This is a genomic window from Mycolicibacterium austroafricanum (assembly GCF_902705885.1).
Taxonomy (GTDB): Bacteria; Actinomycetota; Actinomycetes; order Mycobacteriales; family Mycobacteriaceae; genus Mycobacterium; species Mycobacterium vanbaalenii_A.
In genome coordinates this window covers 161,288-178,052 of sequence record NZ_CACSIP010000023.1, presented here as the reverse complement: position 1 = coordinate 178,052, position 16,765 = coordinate 161,288, and the positions used below count along the sequence as shown (strand labels likewise).

Below are 16,765 nucleotides of genomic sequence, written 5' to 3'. Positions count from 1 at the left end.
TCACAGCTGCGGTGTCAGGTCGAACGACGTCACCGTCGACATCCGGGTGATCATCCACTGAGCACCGTCGCGCTGCATCGTCAGCCGGTAGGACAGGTACCGCAGCGACGGGATGTTCTTGGTCACCGGGCTGGTGGCCACCGAATTGGTGTAGACGATCGCGGTGGCCTCACTGGGGGGCCCGCCCGCAGAACCCGGCGAGGAGACGCTTTCCACCGCCGCCCCCATCACCTCGGTGGTGTTGGTGACCTGCGCCTGTTTGTTGGGCTCGACGATGGCGTCGATGTAGGTGCGATAGTCGTTGGCGAAATCACCAGCGAGGTACCGGGACGCGCGGTCGGCGAGCGTGCCCATGTCCTCGGGGGTGTACGTCCACAGTGTGGTGATCGCATTGGCCGCGGTCCTGGCGATGTCGAGTTTCGTCTCCACGAGCGCACGCTCGGTCAGGTAGGGCTGCACCATGGCTCCCGCGAACCCGCCTGCCCCGACGAACAACACCGACGCCGCGACCGCTGCAATCTTCAGCCGCTTGCCTGCGGGCCGGTGCGGGACCAGCGTGACCGCTTCGGCCTCATTGACGTCCCCAGCTTCGCCGGTGTCCGCGGCTTCGTCGGTGTCCGCGGCTTCGTCGGTGTCCGAATCCGCTGAATCCTCCGTCTCCACCGAATCCGGCTGCGCAGTCGGAGCTTTGGGGGTCCGGGCAGCCTTGCCGACAGGGGTTCTCGCCGAGCCCTCGGGCTGCTTCCCGGAGGCGTCGGCGGCCTCCCCGGCGCTGTCGGCGTCGGGCACGGCACCGTCTTCGGTGGTCAGATCACCTGAATCAGGTTGCTGATCTTCCACTGCTGTCCTTCCTTGATAGCCGTTGCGACCCAGCGACTTCCGCTCTCGATCGTCGACTTTCCGTCCGGTGTGGTCGAGGTGACCTTCGTCGCGAGCAGCACTTCGGCACTACCGTCGTCATTCCACCGTTGCACGCCGGCTTCCAGCACGGTCGCGGTGGACGGCTCGGAACGGGCCACCTGGACCAGGATCTCGTTCTGCCGCTCCTTGAACATCTGTCCGAACTCACCGGTGGCCTGCGCGAGCACGCGGTCGGCGTAAGCGTTGGCGTTGAACGGGTCAAGAGTCATGTACATGGTCATGAACTCCCGCGCGTACCCGAGCGCTGCCGCGTCTCGCAACTCTGCCCGACGGTCTGCCTCGTGCCGGATCAGCATCAGGGTGGTGGCGGTGATCGCCGCCACCACCAGCAGCGCCGCCAGCGTGGCCACCAGCGGAAGACCCCACCGGCGAGGCGGTTTCGGGGTGACGACGAAGTAGTCGACGGAGCCGTCGTAGGAGTCGTCGTACCGGCGCCGCGGGCTCACTGGCCGGCCTGACTCATCTGGGGTTGCTTCAGCACGGTCAGGTTGTCCACCCGCCACTGCCCGTCCGGGGACTTCTCGAAGTTCACCCGCACCGTGGCGGTGATGAACTTGAGATCATTGGGGTTGACACCTCGCTGCCCCTGCATCGCCAGCAGCATCGACGCCTGCGTCGGCGTCGCGGGAGGATCGGTCAGCACCACGCTGTTGACCGTCCAGTATTCGTTTGTGGTCGCTTCACCCGCCTGCGCGGCGTCCTGCACCACCTGCTGCTGCGCCATCAGCTGCGGCCGATAGTCGTCGGTGGTCAGGGTCCGCGCCCGCTCGAAGTCCTCTGCCAGCGTGTCGGCGCCGTAACTGAGCATCTGCTCCACGATCCGGGGCCCCTGCTGGGCGACCTGCACTCGTGCCGCGTCCACCGCGCGCTCCTGCCGGTAGAGCAGGGCGTAACCCAGAGCTGCCCCGGCCGTGCACAGCACCGCGGCCGCGATCAGCACCCCCGCCACCAGCTGACGCATGTTGCGCCGCGGACCGGCCACCCGGTGCACCTCGGTCTTGGCCAGCAGGTCGGCGAACGTCCGGCGGCGCCGGTCCCACAGCGGCCACAACCACCCGACGAACAGCGCCAGCGTGTCCAGCAGATGCGCCAGCTCGCGGGCCGTCAACCGCCACACCCCGAGCGGTTCACCGGAGCTGCGGACGACGGCGATGCCGAACAGCGCACGGCCCAGTGTCCAGCCGACGGCGTGCGGCAGGACCAGTCGGTTCAGTGCCATCACGAACAACGTCACCGCGCCGACGCCGGTGAACAGCCACCACAGCCCGCTGTCCGCGGGGGCGGTCAGTGCCAACAGGGCCATCGTCGCGACGACGCCGGCGCCGGGCAGCACGTCCACCGCGAGCGCACCGGCTCGGGCCGGCCACGTCGCCAGCTCCGACACGGGTGTGTCGGAGCGCGCCTGCACAGCACAGTCGACGACGGCCGTCACGAGGTGACCTGATCCAGCTTGGCGATGCGGTACTGGCCCTCGTCGTAGGCCATCGTCGCGCGCAACCGGTATCCGACCTGCTGGTCGGCGGCTTCGGCGTTGGAGATCCGCACGCGCACCGCGACCAGCACGTTGATCGATCCGTCGTCGTTGTGACGCTCCACGGCCGCCCGCAGCTCATCCACCGCGACCGTGGCGTTGGCCGCTTCGTAGGCCTCGGCGATCACGCTGCTGAAGAGCCCGGCTTGGACGCCGAAATCACCGGTCGAGCACTCGAGGATCTTCGACTGGCTGGCGGTCATGGCCGCGGTGTCCGGCGCCTGGGTGGCCGCCACACAGTCCTTGGCGGCCTCCAGTGCCGCCGAGTCCGAACGCGCAAGCGCCTCGGCGCGGTCGTTGGCGCGCAGAGCGAAGTAACCACCCGCTATCGCGGCGGCGGCGAGCAGCACCAGCACCGCACAGATACCCGCGCCCCAGCCGATCCCCAGCCGCGTGGGGCGCCGGGTGTCGGTGTCGGAGACGACGTCGTCCGTCGCTGCTTCCTGGGGTGTCGGGTCGGGCTGGTGTTCCGGGGATGCCGCGGACGACTCTTCCGTGGGGTTCAGCCGGCTGGCGCCAGCATCTCCTTCCATCCGTCGTCTCCTGGGTTGCTCGAGGTGCCCACGTTGTATCTGACACCGTCCGGACCGATCACTTCACCGCTGCTCGGGCTGTAGGCCGCAGTGCTGCCGGGTGGTCCCTGTGCCGGAGTGTAGATGCACGGGTTGGGTTGTTGGCCGCTGCAGCTCACGGTACCCGAGCCGGGTGGGCTCAACGGGTCGCTGATCGGGGCCGCGGACTCCGGTGGCGGCAGCATGTCGGCAGGCAGCGGGTTCATCCCGTTGTTCACCGACGGGGCCGGGATCACCCGGCCCGGTTCCACTGCCTGGTCGCAGCGGGCGCCGGGCGCCGGGCAGGACAGGATCTGGTTCGGGTCGCCGTACCAGGGGTTGGTTCCCAGCGGCACGTACGGCTCGTCGCTGAGGCACTCCCTGGGGCTGGCTGCCCGCTTGCCCGGCACATCGGCACACGGGTAGTTGCGGGCGCCGCGAACGGCGTTGCCCTGGTAGTCCTTCGGGATCTTGCAGTATGTGCCCGACGGGAGCGGCGCCATGCTGGTGTCGGCCGGGGACCGCCACTCCGAGGCCGGGAGGAAGCCGGTCAGGCACGGCGGCGGCAGGTTGATGGACAGACCGAAGTGCAGCAGCCCCTCGTTCTCGAAGATCGTGCCCGCCTGGGCGATCGAGGCCCCTTGCGGAAGCACCACCAGCGCCTGTTCGAGGCCCTTGTTGTAGCGCTTGAGCATGTCGATGACGACCGACAGGTTCGCCAGCGTCTGCGGTAGCGAGTCCTGCACGTCGCTGAACACCGCCGAGACCTGGTCCAGCGTCGGAGCGGCCTGCTGCAGGCCGCTGCGCAGCGCCGCGTCCTGTTCGGCGGCCTGCGACGCGATGACGTTCAGGTTGCGTGACCACTGTTCGATGGCGTCACCGGAGGTCACCTGACTCTCCAGGATCGGCGCCGCGTTGTTGATGATGTCGTTGACCGCAGGCAGGTTCTCCTGGAATCCCTCGGCGATGTTCGTCGTCGAGTCCACGAGCCGCTGCAGGGCCGGGCCCAATCCGCCGACCGCCAAAGACGTCTCGGTGAGCAACGAGTCGATCTTCTCCTTCGGCAGCACCGCGAGGCCGTCGTTGGCCGCGTCGAGCGTCGGGCCGACCTCGGCGGGCACCGAACTCTTGGTGATGGTCTGCCCCGGGCTGAAGAACTGCGTCGGGTTCTCGGCCTGGGGTACCAGATCGAGGTACTGCTCACCGATCGCCGAGACCGAGTGGACGTTGGCCGACGCATCCAGCGGGATCTTGTATTCCTCGCTGATGCTCATCGTGGCCCTGGCGCCGCGTTCGGTCGGTTCGACCGCAGTCACCTTGCCGATCTGGCTGCCCCGGTAGGTGACGTTCGCGGTCTCGTACAGACCGGCCGACCGAGGCAGTTCGGCGTGCAGCGTGTACTGGCCGACCCCGGCCAGGCTCGGCAACCGCAGGTAGTACAGACCGAGCACGGCCAGCGCAACCACGGTCAGGATGGTGAACAGCACCAGCTGGATCTTGATGAACCTCGTCAGCACTGCTCACTCACCCCTTTCGATGAGCGGTCCGCCCGGCACCGAGTTCGCGTTCGGGACGTACCGCACGTCCGGAATCATCGTGTTCGGGTCACGGCCCCACGCCTGCTCCAGTGCGCGCAGCATGCCCGAGACTCCGGTGCCGCTGAGGAAGCCGTTGTCGATCGCCGACAGCGTCAGGTCCACCAGGAGCGACACATTGATGTAGTCGCCGCGAACCACTTTCGGCAAGTTCTCGATGCTGAACGGCGCGGTGAGCAGCAGCTTCAGCGCCTGGATGGTGTACGGCCCGGCCTTGCCCAGCTCACGCAACGGACGCTGCAGGTTGGCCAGGTTGGTGTTCAGGTTGTCACTCGCCGGCTCCAACGCCCCCACCGCGGCGCCACTGATCCGGCCCAGCGCCTCCACTGCGTCGGCGAACAGGTCACGGGTCTCGGCGAAATGCTGGATCAGCGGCGGGAATTCGGTCAGCACCGCGTCCAGGGTGTCGTTGCGCTGTGCGACCACCGCCAACAACCGGTCCGTGGACTCGATAGCCCGCGTGATGTCGTCCCGCTGCTGATTCAGCTCGTCGGTGAAGGTGTCCAACCGGTTCAGGAACTCCCTGATCTCGTCCCCGCGCCCGGTGAGCACATTGTTGATCTCGCTCTGGATCGTCTCGAGGTTCGCCACGCCACCACCGGTCAGGATGGACGCGATGCTTGCCAGCACCCGCTCGGTGGTCGGGAACGACGAGGCGTTCTTCAGCGGGATCATGTCCCCGGACTCGAGCAACTCCGACGCCGGGTCCGGCGGCACATCCAACTCCACGTGCTGCGAGCCCAGCAGGCTGGTCTGGCCGATCTTCGCCTGCGTGTTCACGGGCAGCTTGATGTGCGGCTCGAGATCGAGGGTCAGGGTGGCAATCCAGTTCTTCAACTCGATGGCTCGCACCCGGCCGACATAAACGTCGGCCACCCGGACCCGGCTGTTGACGTTGAGCGCCAACGTGTCCGGCATCTGCACGTAGATCGTCTGATGCTCGGACCCGGTGCCCGGCCCCCCGGGCAACGGCACGTTCGCGATGCCCTTCCACGACCCGCACGAGCTGAGCACCAACGCCGCCGCGGTCAGGGCGACGGCCCGCTGGGCGACCCGGACCATTCTCCGTTGCGCCACGGATCAGCCTCCCATCTCAGCTGGCAACAGCGGACCCGCCGGCGCTGCCGGAGGTGGCGCCGCGGGTGTGATCGCGCCGAGCGGATCACCGGGGATGACGCCGGGCGCCGGTGCCGGTGGTGGCGGCGGCTGCGGATACCACGGCGGCGGCAACGGGTTGTTCTGGTCGAACGCATTCGGCGGACCGGGCAGGTTGCCGTTGCGTGTGGTGCCGAAGGCCGGCGGGGCGGGCGGCGGAACGATGTCGGGTCCGCCCATCAGCTCGGCCAGCGACTCGGGCGTGAGCATGTTCGCGGTCAGCGGCTGCACGTCGACGCCCTGCATCCCGGGAGCCACGATCCAGCCGGGCTCGTGGTTGCCGTGCGACCACAGGGTGTCCCTGGACCAGATGCCGGGCACGGTGGTGTCTTTGTAGCCCGGAGGCGGCTGCAGGCGCGGTTCGGAGTACGCGATCTGCTTGGGCAGCGTCATCGCCGTCCGCAGCTGATTGGCCCCGAACGGCAGGGAGTTGAACTTGATCGCGTCCAGGATCGGACCCAGGTACTCCGCGCACAACTCGGCGGATTCCTGGTACCCCAACCGGCTGCCGGCCTGGATGGAGCTGCAGATGAACTCCATCGGGTTGGCGAAGTTGGAGATCACCGGCATGCCCACGATGCCGCCGGCATTCGGCGACGAGATGTTGACGATGTTGGCCCCGAGGTTGGGGAACACGTGCAGGCCCGTCTCGAGGCCGTCGCGCGGCTCCGGCTGCAGGATCGCGTTGGTGGCGTCGGCGAGGTTGTTGACGTCGTAGGCCAGGACCTCGCCGTTCTCCTCGATGAAATCCCTTGTGGTGTTGAGCAGTTCGTTGAGATCCTGGAGCGCGGTCGCCACCTCGCGGTCGGTGTTGGTGAACGCGTTGGTGAACTGCGCGAGGTCGTTGTTGAGCGCGACGAACTGTTGGTCGCTCTGGTGGAGCGCGTTGACGAACGTGGCGAGGCTCTTCACGACGCTGAAGAAGTCACCGCGGCCCTCGTTGAGGGCGTAGAGCGCCTCCGACAGGTTGTTCAACGTCCGGTTGAGCTGCTCACCTTTGCCGGCGAACCCGTCGGCGGCCGACTCGATCAGGTCGCCGAAGGGACCTTTCGGCTGCTCGGCTGTAGGGCCCAGATCCCGCAGTAGCCGGCTGATCGAATCACGCAGGTCGTCGTACTCGACCGGAACCTGGGTGCGGTCGAGACCGATGACGGCGTTGTCCTCCAGCACCGGGCCGCCGGTGTAGGGCGGCGCCAACTGGATCGTCCGCGACGCGACCAGACTCGGATTCAGGATCGACGCGGTCACGTCGGCCGGGACCTTGTGCTCGTTGTCGTAGTGGAAGGTGACCTTCATCTTGTCGCCGTCGGGCTCGATCTTGTCGATCGAGCCGACCCGCACACCCATGATCTGGACCTTGTCCCCGGGATACAGCGCCAGCGTCTGGGTGAAGTAGGCGACCACGGTGTTGGTGGTCATCCGCTTGTAGAGGTTGTAGCCGAGGAAGGCGGCGACGAGCCCGAGGACCACCACCACGGCCCCGATGATCAGCGCGGCACGAGAAACGCCGGACAGTTTGAGGTTTCGGACGTTGAAGATCGTCGACATCTACTGGCCCCCCTAGCCTTGTGATCCGGGTGGGAGGAACGGCGGGTTACCGGGCAGCGGCGCGGTGTTGGCGGGTGGCAGCTGCGGGCCGGGTCCCGGTGGCGGTGGCGGACCGTCGAGGGCCGGCGGCAACGGTGCGATGCCCGGGGTGAAGTCCGGCGCCGAGGGTTGCGGAGCCAGCGGCACGGTGCGCGCACCGGGCGGAGCCGGCGGCAACGGGGGCCGCCCCCCGGGCACGTTCGGCGACAGCTGACCCGGGATGGCCGCGGCGGGAACACCCGGTGACGGTTGCGGCCCATGGGCATTCGGCGCCGAGGTCGCCACGTTGGGACGGTCGGCCTCGTAGTTCGGGCCGTACGGGTTGTCGCCGTAGGGTCCCACCGCGAGGTCCGCGCACGGCAGCGGATTTCCGGGCCGGGGAAGGCCGTCGGCGGGCGGGGTGTACGAGCACGGCTCGCCGGGCGCGACTGCGGGCCCCGGGTTCTCGGGAGTGCCTTCGAGCGGAGTCGGCGACGGTGGCGGCGCCCCGTTGGGGAAGCCTTCGGCGTTGGGGTCCGGGAACTGGAACGCGGGCAGACCGGCGTTGCGCCAGAACTCTTCCGGGTTGATGCCGCGTTCCTTGAACGCGGCGTCGACGAAGGGTTGCAGGATCCAGTACGGCGCCAGGTTGACCAGCATCACCTTGAAGTACGGGCCGGAGGCGAGCGCCTCGCCCAGTGACGCGGTGAACTTCGACAACGTGGACAGCACGTCGACGAGGTCGAACTTGCGCTCGACGAGCACGTCGCTGACCACCCGGAGCTGTTCGAGCACCCGGTTGAGGTTGGGGTTGTCGTCGATCAGCCCCTTGACCTGTTCGGAGAAGGAACCGACCCGTTCGAGCAGTTGGCCCACCGCGTAGTTGCGCTCGTTGACCGCGGCGAGCAGGGTCTGGGCGTTGACGAACAGCGCGTTGATCTGCTCGCTGCGGTTGCCCAGGACGCCGGCGACCTTGTTGGCGTTGGCCAGCAGCGCGGTGATCTGGTCGTCGCGCTTGCCGATGGTGTCGGAGAACCGAGCCACCCCGTCGAGCGCCGCGCTCAGGTGCGGATAGGTCTGGTCGATGGTCTCGGAGAGCACGTTGAGCGACTCCTTGACCGTCTGGGTGTCCCACCCGGCCGCTGAGTTGCTGACGTCGAAGAACGCATCGTAGATCTGATACGGCGTGGTGGTCTGCCCCCGCGGCAGAATTCCGTTGGCGGGCAACGGTTCCGAACCCCGCGGTTCGATCTCGACGTTGCGCCGCCCGAGGATGGTGTCGGTGCGGATCGCCGCTCGGCTCTGGGCGCCGATCTCGGTGCCGTTGAGCGAGTAGCCGATGAGGACCTTGTCTCCGTCGATCTCCATCGAACGCACCTGGCCGACGTCGACGCCGGCGATGCGGACCTTGTCGCCGGCGCTGATGCCGCCGGTGTCGCCGAACTCGGCGTAGTACGTCGGGGTGGCGAACAGCATCGGCACGCTGGCGAAGCTCTGCCCCACGCCGATGACGAGGACCAGGATGATGATGCCCATCACCCCGCCGCGAACCCGGTTGGAACCTTCGAGGACTCTCATTTCGGCGTGCACCTACCTGAGGGCTGGCTCCAGACCTTGACCGTGCGCACCGGTCCTCCGGGCTGTAATCCGTTGAGCTTCAACGTGACATCGCAGGCGTAGAAGTTGAAGAAGTCACCGTAGACACCGCCGGCCCGGCCGATGGTCTTCAGCGCGGTCGGCAATCTGACCAGCAGATCGTTGAGCTCGTCGCGCTGGTCGACCAACGGCTGCGCGACGACTTCGAGACGGCTGATCGTGCTCTGCAGCAGCGGCCGGTTGTCGGCGAGCAGGTCGGCGATCGTGCCCGCGGCGTCGCTGATGTCGGCGACCGACGTGGCGATCGGGTCGGCGCGGTTCTTCAACCCGGTGATGAGCACCTCGAAGTTCTGGATGGTTTCGTCGAACTGCTGCTGGTGCCGGACCGTGGTCTCGAGCACCGTGTTGAGGTTCCTGATCACCTCGCCGATGGCTTGGTCGCGGTCGGCCAGTGCCGACGTCAGCGACGCCGTCTGATCGAGGATGTCGTTGATCGTGCCGCCCTGGCCCTGGAACACCGTGATGATCGACTGCGCGATGTTGTTGACCTTCTCCGGCTCCAGAGACTGGAAGACCGGGCGGAAGCCACCGATGAGGGCGTCCAGGTCGAGCGCGGGTTGCGTGAGCTCGAGCGGGATGGTGCCACCGGCGGCGAGCCTGGTGTTGCTCTCCCCCCGGGACAGCTCCATGTACCGGTCGCCGATCAGGTTGAGGTACCGGATCGAGGCCGTGGACTCCTCGAACAGTTCCAGCGAGCGGTCGACCTCGAAGTCGATCCTGACCTTCGACCCGTCTTCGATCAGAGCCACCTTGGAGACCTTGCCGACCTCCACGCCCGAGGCACGGACGAACTGCCCTTCCCGCAATCCGCTGGCGCTGGAGAAGATCGCCGAGTAACCGGTGGTCCGGTCGAAGCGCACCTGACCGAACACCACGATGATGACGGCGGTGAACGTGAGCAGCACCAGTGAGAAGGCGCCCAATTTGATCGCGGTTCCGGTGATTTTCATGGGTTGATCGTGTGCTCCCCCACTTGGCGTCCCCAGACGTACTCGGTGAACAGCGGCGAGCCCAGCCCGATGTGGTTGTAGGGGGCGATCGAGGCTCCCGTGTCCATCACCAGGTACGGAGCCGGCCACAGGTCACGGGTGACCGGCTGCCAGCAGCCCGGCCGGCCGCCGGGCCCGCCCTTGGCGTTGGTCCGGGGCAGGTTGTCCGGGTATACATACGCGTTGCCGGCGCCCAGACCGAGCAGCTCCGAGTGGGTCTGCAGCGAGTAACCGTTGCCGCCCAGCGACGCCGCGATCTTGGGCTCGACGTCGTGGTAGTTGCGGATCGTGCAGAACAGGGCAGGGCTGTACTCGTCGAGCAGCGCCGAGGTCGGCAGCAGATCCTCGGCCCCGCGGACCAGGTACGGGCCGCCGCGCTCGAAGATGTCGCCGCCGACGTTGCCGAACCCGACAGCTGCCATCAACGCCTGGTCGACGTTGCCCTGCTGCTCGTTGAGGGTGCGGGCGGTGGTCACCGCGTTCTGCAGGCCGTCGAACAGGTCCGGCGCCGCGTCGGCGTACACCTCGCTCAGGTCGGCGAGCAACTGGTTGTCCCGACGGATCTGCGGCATCTGCGGGTTGAGTTCGGACAGGATCTCGTTGCCGTCGATGATCGATCCACCGAACCGGTCGCCCAGCCCGTCGAGCGCTTGCGCGGTGGCGGTCAGCGTCTGGTTCAACTTGATCGGGTCCACCTGTTCTGCGACCGACACGACCGTTTCGAACAGCGTGTTGAACTCCGTGGTCACCGACGTGACGTCGATGACGTCGGAGGCGGTGATCCGTTCCGACGCGGGGTCCGGCGGCGACGAGAACGCCACGTACTTGTTGCCGAAGACCGTGGTGGCGCTGATGTCGGCCACCACGTTCTGCGGGATCAGGTGCAGGTACTTCGGGTTGACCTCGAGGGTGATCTTGGCCCTCGGTTCATCCCCGATGTTGACCGCCTCGACGTTGCCCACCCGCCCGATCTGCACGCCGTTGTAGGTGACCTTGGAGCCGGAGTCCATCGCCAGACCGGCCCGCGAGGAGATCATGGTGAGCTGCGTCCGCGGCAGGAAGTCGCCGCGGAACTGGAAGTACACCAGCGCCGTCACGCCGATCATCAGCACCGCCAGCACCAAACCGGCGATCTTGTAGGGCGGCTCGCGCCTCGAGTTCACAGGGGCGGTCATCGCTATACCGTCAGGTTGAAGTTCGGGTCGACGCCGTAGAGCGCCAACGAGGCGAACAGCACCACCACCACGATCGCGACCAGTGAGGCCCGCATCGACCGGCCCACGGCCTCACCCACGCCGACCGGTCCCCCGCTGGCGAAGAAGCCGTAGTAGCAGTGGTTGAGCATCACGATGACCGAGATGACGATCGCCTGCACGAAAGACCACATCACGTCGTCGGCGCGCAGGAACGTCCGGAAGTAGTGCTCGTAGGTGCCGATCGACTGCCCGTAGAACAACGTCGTCGTCACCTGCGCCGACAAGAAGGACATGATGATCGCCATCGCGTAGAGCGGGATGATGACGACGAACCCGGCCATGATGCGGGTGGACACCAGATACGAGATGGACTTGATGCCCATCACCTCGAGGGCGTCGATCTCCTCGCTGATCCGCATCGCACCCAGCTCGGCGGTCGCGCCGGCGCCGACGGTGGCCGCCAGCGCCTGGCCCGCGACGACCGGCGCGGCGATGCGCACGTTGATCAGCGCTGCGAAGAACCCGGTGAACGCCTCGACGCCGATGTTGCCCAGCGAGGCGAACCCCTGGATGGCGACCAGGGACGAACCGGACAGCGTGACGAAGCCGACGATGGCGACGGTGCCGCCGATCACGGCCATGGCGCCGGTGCCCATGCCGATCTCGGCGATCAGGCGCAACGTCTCCTTGCGGTAGTAGCGCAGCGCGTGGCCGATCGACCCGATCGCGGTGACGACGAACCAGGCGACGTGGCCGACGGACTCGAGGCCTCTGCCGGGTGCCCCGACCACCTTTTCGGCCCGCGCGGTACCGCGGGGGAACCGGGAGCGCAGGACGGCGGTTGTCGACATGTCAGCTCCCCGTTCCGAACCGGACACCGATGGTGGTCAGCACCACGTTGACCGCGAACAGCGCGATCACGGCGAGCACCAGCGTCTCGTTGACGGCGGTCCCGACACCCTTCGCGCCGCCGGCGACGGTCAGACCGCGGTAGCAGCCGACGAGGCCGGCGATCAGGCCGAAGGTCATGGACTTCACCACCGAGATCAGCACCTCGGGCAGCCCGGTCACCAGGGTCAGCGTGGAGACGTACGCGCCCGCCGAGACGTTCTGCAGGTATACCCCGAAGATGAAGCCGCCGACCAGACCGATGGTGATCACCGCGCCGTTGAGCAGCAGGGCGACGAATGTCGACGCGATCACCCGCGGCACCACCAGGCGCTGGATCGGGTCGATGCCCAGCACCTCGAGGGCGTCGATCTCCTCACGGATGGTGCGGGCGCCGAGGTCGGCGCAGATCGCCGTCGAGCCGGCGCCGGCGACCACCAGAACGGTCACCAGGGGGCCGAGCTGGGTGACCGCCGCCAACGCGGCCCCGGCTCCGGAGATGTCCGCCGCGCCGAACTCGGTCAGCAGGATGTTGAGCGTGAAGATCAGCAGGACGGTCAGCGGGATCGACACTGCCAGCGTCGGCAGGAACGCCACCCGCATCAGGAACCAGCTCTGCAGCACGAACTCCCGCCACTGGAACGGCGGCTTGAACAGCGCCTTCCATGTGAGCACGCACATCCGCACGAAGCCACCGATGGCCTCGAGTCCCGGCCTGACCTGTGCGCGGACGTACCCGGTCAGGTTGGATTTGGGAGGCGCGGTCACCGCGATGCTCCCGCGACGTTTTGACGGCTGGTGTAGCGCACCGGCAGCACCTGTCGCACGCCCCCTTCCAGCCTGGTCGCCATCCCTGTGAGCACCGCCTCCCTACCGGTCGGTAGTAAGACAGACCACAGGACTGTACCCGATGGCGTCGTCGTCGCGTACCGCATCAGCGGGATTGAATACGTAACCGTTGGCAAACAACCCCCCTCTCCGCTAATGTCCTTGTGCGCCAGTCGAAACCGTTGGCGGAGTGGAACTTTCGCGGGCGTCAATGACCTCTTCCGCGCCGAAGCGCGATCTCAGTTCCGTCTTGAGGACCTTACCGGCGGGGTTGCGGGGGAGCGCGTCGACGACTTCGATCACCTTGGGGTGTTTGTAGCGGGCAAGCCTTGCGGTGAGGAACTCGTCGAGGTCCGCCGGACCGGCCGCGGCCTGATTCGTCGGCCCCAGCGAACTCCGCAGGACGACCACAGCAACGGGCACCTCCCCCCATCGCGGGTGCGCGCGGCCGATCACCGCGACCTCGACAACGTCCGGGTGGGCGGCCAGGACGTTCTCGACCTCGGCGCAGTAGATGTTCTCACCGCCGGAGATGATCATGTCCTTTTTACGGTCGACCACCCAGATGTAACCCTCGTCGTCCTGACGGACCAGGTCACCGGAGTGGAACCAGCCCCCGGCGAAGGCTTCGGCGGTGGCCTCGGGGTTGTTCCAGTAGCCCGCCATCAGGGTCGGCGCCCGGTACACGATCTCGCCGACCTGCCCCACCGGGACGTCGTTCATGTCCTCGTCGACGATCCGCGCGGACACCGTCGGGATCACCTTGCCCACCGAGCCGAGCTTGGGCAGAGCGTCCTCCCCCAACAGCATGCAGGTGACCGGTGACATCTCGGTCTGGCCGAAGGCCGCCAGGATCTGCGCGCCCGGGAAGGTCTGCGACATGTCCCGTAGCAGGGTGTCCGAAGCCGGCGCGGCTCCCCAGGACAGCGTCCGCAGCTTCAGGGTGCGCGGGTTGGCCCGCTGGGCTGCGCACACGGCCTGCCACTGGGCGGGCACCAGGAAGATCCCGGTCACCTGTTCGGACTCGAGCACGTCGAGCAGCTCCCCGGGATCGAACGCTCCCAGCGGGTAGAGCACCGTCGGCCGGCCGAGCAGCAGCCCGAAGATCAAGTTGCCGACCCCGGCGATGTGGAACAGCGGCACCCCGATGAAGCCGATGTCGTTGTTGATGTCGGCACCGTTGGTGAACAGGTGCGTCATCGCCTGGCCGGCCAGGTTGTTGTGGGTGAGCACGGCCCCCTTGGGGCGTCCCGTGGTGCCCGAGGTGTACATGATCAGTGCGGGGGAGTCGTCCGGGATGTCGACGGCAGGCGGGTCGGCGCCCGACTCGGCGAGCAGCGTGTCGTAATCCAGGGCGGCATTGTCCGGATCGGCGTCGTCGGTCTGGGCATCCCCGCCCGCGACGATCACCGTGGCCAGGCTCGCGTCCAGGTCGCGCACCTCCGCCGCCACGGCAGCCAGCACCGCCTCGGTGATCATGACGCGGGCCTGACAGTCGGAGACCAGATAGCCGATCTCCGCCGACGTCATCCGGAAGTTCACCGGCACCGCGATCGCCCCGAGCTTGTTGATCGCCAGCACCGACTCGATGAACTCGGCGCGGTTGAGCATCAGGATCAGGACCCGGTCCCCGAACTCGACGCCGCGCCGGTGCAGCGCCGCCGACAGTGCGGTCACCCGGCGGTCGAGTTCGCGCCAGGTGGTGGTGCGGCCGAGGAATCTCAACGCGGCGCTGTCGGGCTGCATCAACGCGTGCCGGGCGAGCTGGTTGGTCCAGTTCTGGCGACGCGCCAGGTAGGGCTGCTCAGGCACCGGGCCCGACGGGCCGGGTACAGACGGGCCGGGTAGAGCGGTCAACGTCGTGTTCTCTCCATCTCTGCGCAACCCAGGGTTGCGGGAGGCTGATATTTGATCAAACATGGTGTTGCCTCGGTCACACTATGGCCCCGGCCGCGTCGAGACAACCTCTTGCGCGCCCTCGTCACAACTAGCGGGAAGGGCCGCAGAATTGAACGCCCCTGCCCGTCCCGGACCGGCTGGAACGGTGCGGCGCGAACAGCTTTCCGACGAGGTGGTGACCCGGCTGCGGGCCGAGATCATGACCGGTGCGCTGCGACCGGACACCTTCGTCCGTCTCGACGAGACCGCGGCGCGCCTGGGGGTCAGCATCACGCCGGTGCGCGAGGCCCTGCGCACGCTGCGGGGTGAGGGCATGGTCGAGCTGGAGCCGCACCGTGGCCATCGGGTGGTGCCGCTGACCCGCACCGATGTCGAGGACATCTTCTGGTTGCAGTCGACAATCGCCGCGGAGCTGGCGGCCACCGCCACGGAGCGCATCACCGATCACGACATCGACGAACTCGAGCGGCTCAACAACCGGCTGGCCGTCGCGGTCGAACTCCGCGATCCCGACGAGATCGCCCGCGCCGAGCTCGCGTTCCACTGGACCTTCAACGGGTCCAGCGGACGGGTCAAGCTCGCGTGGTTCCTGCTGCACACGGCGCGCTATCTGCCCCCGCAGGTCTTCGCGACCGATCGGAGCTGGGGTGCCGGCGCCGTCGCCGGGCATGCGCAGCTGATCGACGCGCTGCGCCGCCGGGACGCGAACTCCGTCGTCGCGCTGACGAGGAGCCAGTTCACCGACGCCGCGACGCGGCTGATCGCCTGGCTGGACCAGGCCGGGCTGTGGGACTGAGAGGGCGCTGACGGGTCAGGGTTACGTCGCCGCGAGCTGCTCGGCGCGTGTCTTGAGGTTATTGGCCAGGTAGTCCAGGGTGTCGCCGATGGCCTTCTTGACCATCGGCGCGGGGATCGGCAGTTTGGTCTCGACTTCGAGGTCGACGGTCAGCAACGAGGTGGGGCCCGTGGCCACCACCGAGAACTTCTGTTCCTGCTTGTCGAAGTGGTCGCCCTGCTGCAGCACCGTGAAGATCTGATTCTCGCCGGGGTAGTACACGGCGGAGATGAACGTGCCCGCCTGCCCCAACACGGTCACGTCGAGCCGCAGCTGACTGGGCCGGCCGTCGTCGTAGCGGGCCAGCACCCAGCAGCCGTTGATCTCCTCGTTCCACTGCGGGTAACTCCCGAAGTCGGCAACGATCGCCATGATCGACTCGGCGGCGGCTGCTACTTCGACCGTTTTGCTCACCAGAGGCATCAGCCGAGCATACCGAGCAGATCCCGGGCATTGCGGACGGCATTGCCTCCGCCGTCGTTGTTGAAGTACAACAGCACATCCCGGCCCTGGGCGTCCCACTCCCGGATCCGCTCGGCCCACCACCGAAGATCGTCCGGGCTGTACGAGCCGCCGTAGAGCGCGTCCGGGTCGGGCCCGTGCAGTCGCACGTACACGAACGTCGTCGTCGCCTTGAGGATGCAGGGCAACCCGGCACCGCTCATCACGACGTACGCGGCTCCGTGGTCTTCAAGCACGTCATAAACCGCCGGGTGATCCCAGGACGGGTGGCGGAACTCGACCGCGACGGGGATGTGTCCCGGCATCGCGCCGAGGAACTGATCGAGCACCGCGTCGTCGCGTTCGTGGGCGGGATGCAGTTGCACCAGCATCACGCCGCTACGGTCGCCGAGTTCGGCCCACCCGCGCTCCAACCGTTCGATCCACACCTGCGGGGACTTCAGTCGGCGCGCATGGGTGAGGCCGCGGGCCGCCTTCACCGACATCGTGAAACCCGGTGGCAGTTGGTCGCGCCACCGGGCGAACCCGCCGTCGCGCGGCCATCGGTAGAAGCTGCCGTTGAGTTCGACGGTGCCGAACTCGGTGGCGTAGCGCTGCAGCCACCGCGACGCCGGCAGCCCCGGTTCGTAGAGCACCCCGACCCAGTCACGGTACGACCAGCCGGAGGTTCCGATGCGGATCGTCATCGGGGCT

16 protein-coding genes are annotated in these 16,765 nt (G+C 67.5%); 1 reads left to right on the top strand and 15 read right to left on the bottom strand.

Annotated elements, in window-relative coordinates; all coding sequences use genetic code 11:
- The 13 genes from BEMPMBAN_RS16405 to fadD5 form a co-directional block, all read right to left on the bottom strand.
- Positions 1–840, bottom strand: a complete 840-nt coding sequence (locus BEMPMBAN_RS16405) for a mammalian cell entry protein (protein WP_159231858.1) — start codon at positions 838–840, stop codon at positions 1–3.
- The gene (locus BEMPMBAN_RS16400) at positions 807–1,367 is read right to left on the bottom strand and encodes an Rv1363c family protein (protein WP_159231855.1); all 561 of its coding nucleotides are present in this window, start codon (positions 1,365–1,367) and stop codon (positions 807–809) included. The genes BEMPMBAN_RS16405 and BEMPMBAN_RS16400 overlap by 34 nt, the downstream gene beginning before the upstream one ends.
- Positions 1,364–2,353 (bottom strand): RDD family protein, encoded by a 990-nt coding sequence (locus BEMPMBAN_RS16395; RefSeq protein WP_159231853.1) that lies wholly within the window; start codon positions 2,351–2,353, stop codon positions 1,364–1,366. The genes BEMPMBAN_RS16400 and BEMPMBAN_RS16395 overlap by 4 nt, the downstream gene beginning before the upstream one ends.
- Positions 2,350–2,985, bottom strand: coding sequence for an Rv1363c family protein (locus BEMPMBAN_RS16390; protein WP_159231851.1), 636 nt, complete (start codon positions 2,983–2,985; stop codon positions 2,350–2,352). The genes BEMPMBAN_RS16395 and BEMPMBAN_RS16390 overlap by 4 nt, the downstream gene beginning before the upstream one ends.
- A complete protein-coding gene (locus tag BEMPMBAN_RS16385) occupies positions 2,955–4,520 on the bottom strand; it encodes an MlaD family protein (protein WP_159231849.1) in 1,566 nt (521 codons plus the stop codon). The genes BEMPMBAN_RS16390 and BEMPMBAN_RS16385 overlap by 31 nt, the downstream gene beginning before the upstream one ends.
- Positions 4,521–4,523: 3 nt before the next feature.
- Positions 4,524–5,660 (bottom strand): virulence factor Mce family protein, encoded by a 1,137-nt coding sequence (locus tag BEMPMBAN_RS16380; RefSeq protein WP_159232106.1) that lies wholly within the window; start codon positions 5,658–5,660, stop codon positions 4,524–4,526.
- An 18-nt stretch (positions 5,661–5,678) separates the two neighbouring features.
- Positions 5,679–7,301, bottom strand: a complete 1,623-nt coding sequence (locus BEMPMBAN_RS16375; RefSeq protein ID WP_159231846.1) for a virulence factor Mce family protein — start codon at positions 7,299–7,301, stop codon at positions 5,679–5,681.
- A gap of 12 nt (positions 7,302–7,313) precedes the next feature.
- The gene (locus BEMPMBAN_RS16370) at positions 7,314–8,897 is read right to left on the bottom strand and encodes a virulence factor Mce family protein (protein WP_159231845.1); all 1,584 of its coding nucleotides are present in this window, start codon (positions 8,895–8,897) and stop codon (positions 7,314–7,316) included.
- Entirely contained in the window at positions 8,894–9,925 is a 1,032-nt protein-coding gene (locus tag BEMPMBAN_RS16365) for a virulence factor Mce family protein (protein ID WP_159231843.1), read from the bottom strand. The genes BEMPMBAN_RS16370 and BEMPMBAN_RS16365 overlap by 4 nt, the downstream gene beginning before the upstream one ends.
- A complete protein-coding gene (locus BEMPMBAN_RS16360; protein ID WP_159231840.1) occupies positions 9,922–11,139 on the bottom strand; it encodes an MCE family protein in 1,218 nt (405 codons plus the stop codon). The genes BEMPMBAN_RS16365 and BEMPMBAN_RS16360 overlap by 4 nt, the downstream gene beginning before the upstream one ends.
- Positions 11,140–11,141: 2 nt before the next feature.
- Positions 11,142–12,011: an MlaE family ABC transporter permease gene (locus BEMPMBAN_RS16355; RefSeq protein ID WP_159231838.1), complete on the bottom strand. Its 870-nt coding sequence runs from the start codon at positions 12,009–12,011 to the stop codon at positions 11,142–11,144.
- 1 nt (position 12,012) lies between these two features.
- Positions 12,013–12,816: an MlaE family ABC transporter permease gene (locus BEMPMBAN_RS16350; RefSeq protein ID WP_159231837.1), complete on the bottom strand. Its 804-nt coding sequence runs from the start codon at positions 12,814–12,816 to the stop codon at positions 12,013–12,015.
- Positions 12,817–13,029: 213 nt separating this feature from the next.
- A complete protein-coding gene (gene fadD5, locus BEMPMBAN_RS16345) occupies positions 13,030–14,796 on the bottom strand; it encodes a fatty-acid--CoA ligase FadD5 (protein WP_159231835.1) in 1,767 nt (588 codons plus the stop codon).
- Between the two features lie 88 nt (positions 14,797–14,884).
- Between fadD5 and BEMPMBAN_RS16340 the strand changes: the two genes are divergently transcribed.
- Positions 14,885–15,571 (top strand): GntR family transcriptional regulator, encoded by a 687-nt coding sequence (locus BEMPMBAN_RS16340; RefSeq protein WP_234897510.1) that lies wholly within the window; start codon positions 14,885–14,887, stop codon positions 15,569–15,571.
- A gap of 21 nt (positions 15,572–15,592) precedes the next feature.
- On the opposite strand, the gene BEMPMBAN_RS16335 is transcribed toward BEMPMBAN_RS16340, so the two are convergent.
- Both BEMPMBAN_RS16335 and BEMPMBAN_RS16330 read right to left on the bottom strand, forming a co-directional pair.
- A complete protein-coding gene (locus BEMPMBAN_RS16335; protein ID WP_159231831.1) occupies positions 15,593–16,033 on the bottom strand; it encodes an SRPBCC family protein in 441 nt (146 codons plus the stop codon).
- Complete coding sequence (locus BEMPMBAN_RS16330) at positions 16,033–16,758, bottom strand: DUF72 domain-containing protein (RefSeq protein WP_159231829.1); 726 nt, start codon at positions 16,756–16,758, stop codon at positions 16,033–16,035. Before BEMPMBAN_RS16330 ends, BEMPMBAN_RS16335 begins: the two co-directional genes overlap by 1 nt.
- Positions 16,759–16,765: the final 7 nt, after the last annotated feature.

Bases quoted from the DNA above. Each gene is read 5' to 3' on its own strand.
- BEMPMBAN_RS16390 (WP_159231851.1), bottom strand. From the start codon at position 2,985: ATGGAAGGAGATGCTGGCGCCAGCCGGCTGAACCCCACGGAAGAGTCG.
- BEMPMBAN_RS16380 (WP_159232106.1), bottom strand. From the start codon at position 5,660: ATGGTCCGGGTCGCCCAGCGGGCCGTCGCCCTGACCGCGGCGGCGTTG.
- BEMPMBAN_RS16375 (WP_159231846.1), bottom strand. From the start codon at position 7,301: ATGTCGACGATCTTCAACGTCCGAAACCTCAAACTGTCCGGCGTTTCT.
- BEMPMBAN_RS16370 (WP_159231845.1), bottom strand. From the start codon at position 8,897: ATGAGAGTCCTCGAAGGTTCCAACCGGGTTCGCGGCGGGGTGATGGGC.
- BEMPMBAN_RS16365 (WP_159231843.1), bottom strand. From the start codon at position 9,925: ATGAAAATCACCGGAACCGCGATCAAATTGGGCGCCTTCTCACTGGTG.
- BEMPMBAN_RS16360 (WP_159231840.1), bottom strand. From the start codon at position 11,139: ATGACCGCCCCTGTGAACTCGAGGCGCGAGCCGCCCTACAAGATCGCC.
- BEMPMBAN_RS16355 (WP_159231838.1), bottom strand. From the start codon at position 12,011: ATGTCGACAACCGCCGTCCTGCGCTCCCGGTTCCCCCGCGGTACCGCG.
- fadD5 (WP_159231835.1), bottom strand. From the start codon at position 14,796: ATGTTTGATCAAATATCAGCCTCCCGCAACCCTGGGTTGCGCAGAGAT.
- BEMPMBAN_RS16335 (WP_159231831.1), bottom strand. From the start codon at position 16,033: ATGCCTCTGGTGAGCAAAACGGTCGAAGTAGCAGCCGCCGCCGAGTCG.
- BEMPMBAN_RS16330 (WP_159231829.1), bottom strand. From the start codon at position 16,758: ATGACGATCCGCATCGGAACCTCCGGCTGGTCGTACCGTGACTGGGTC.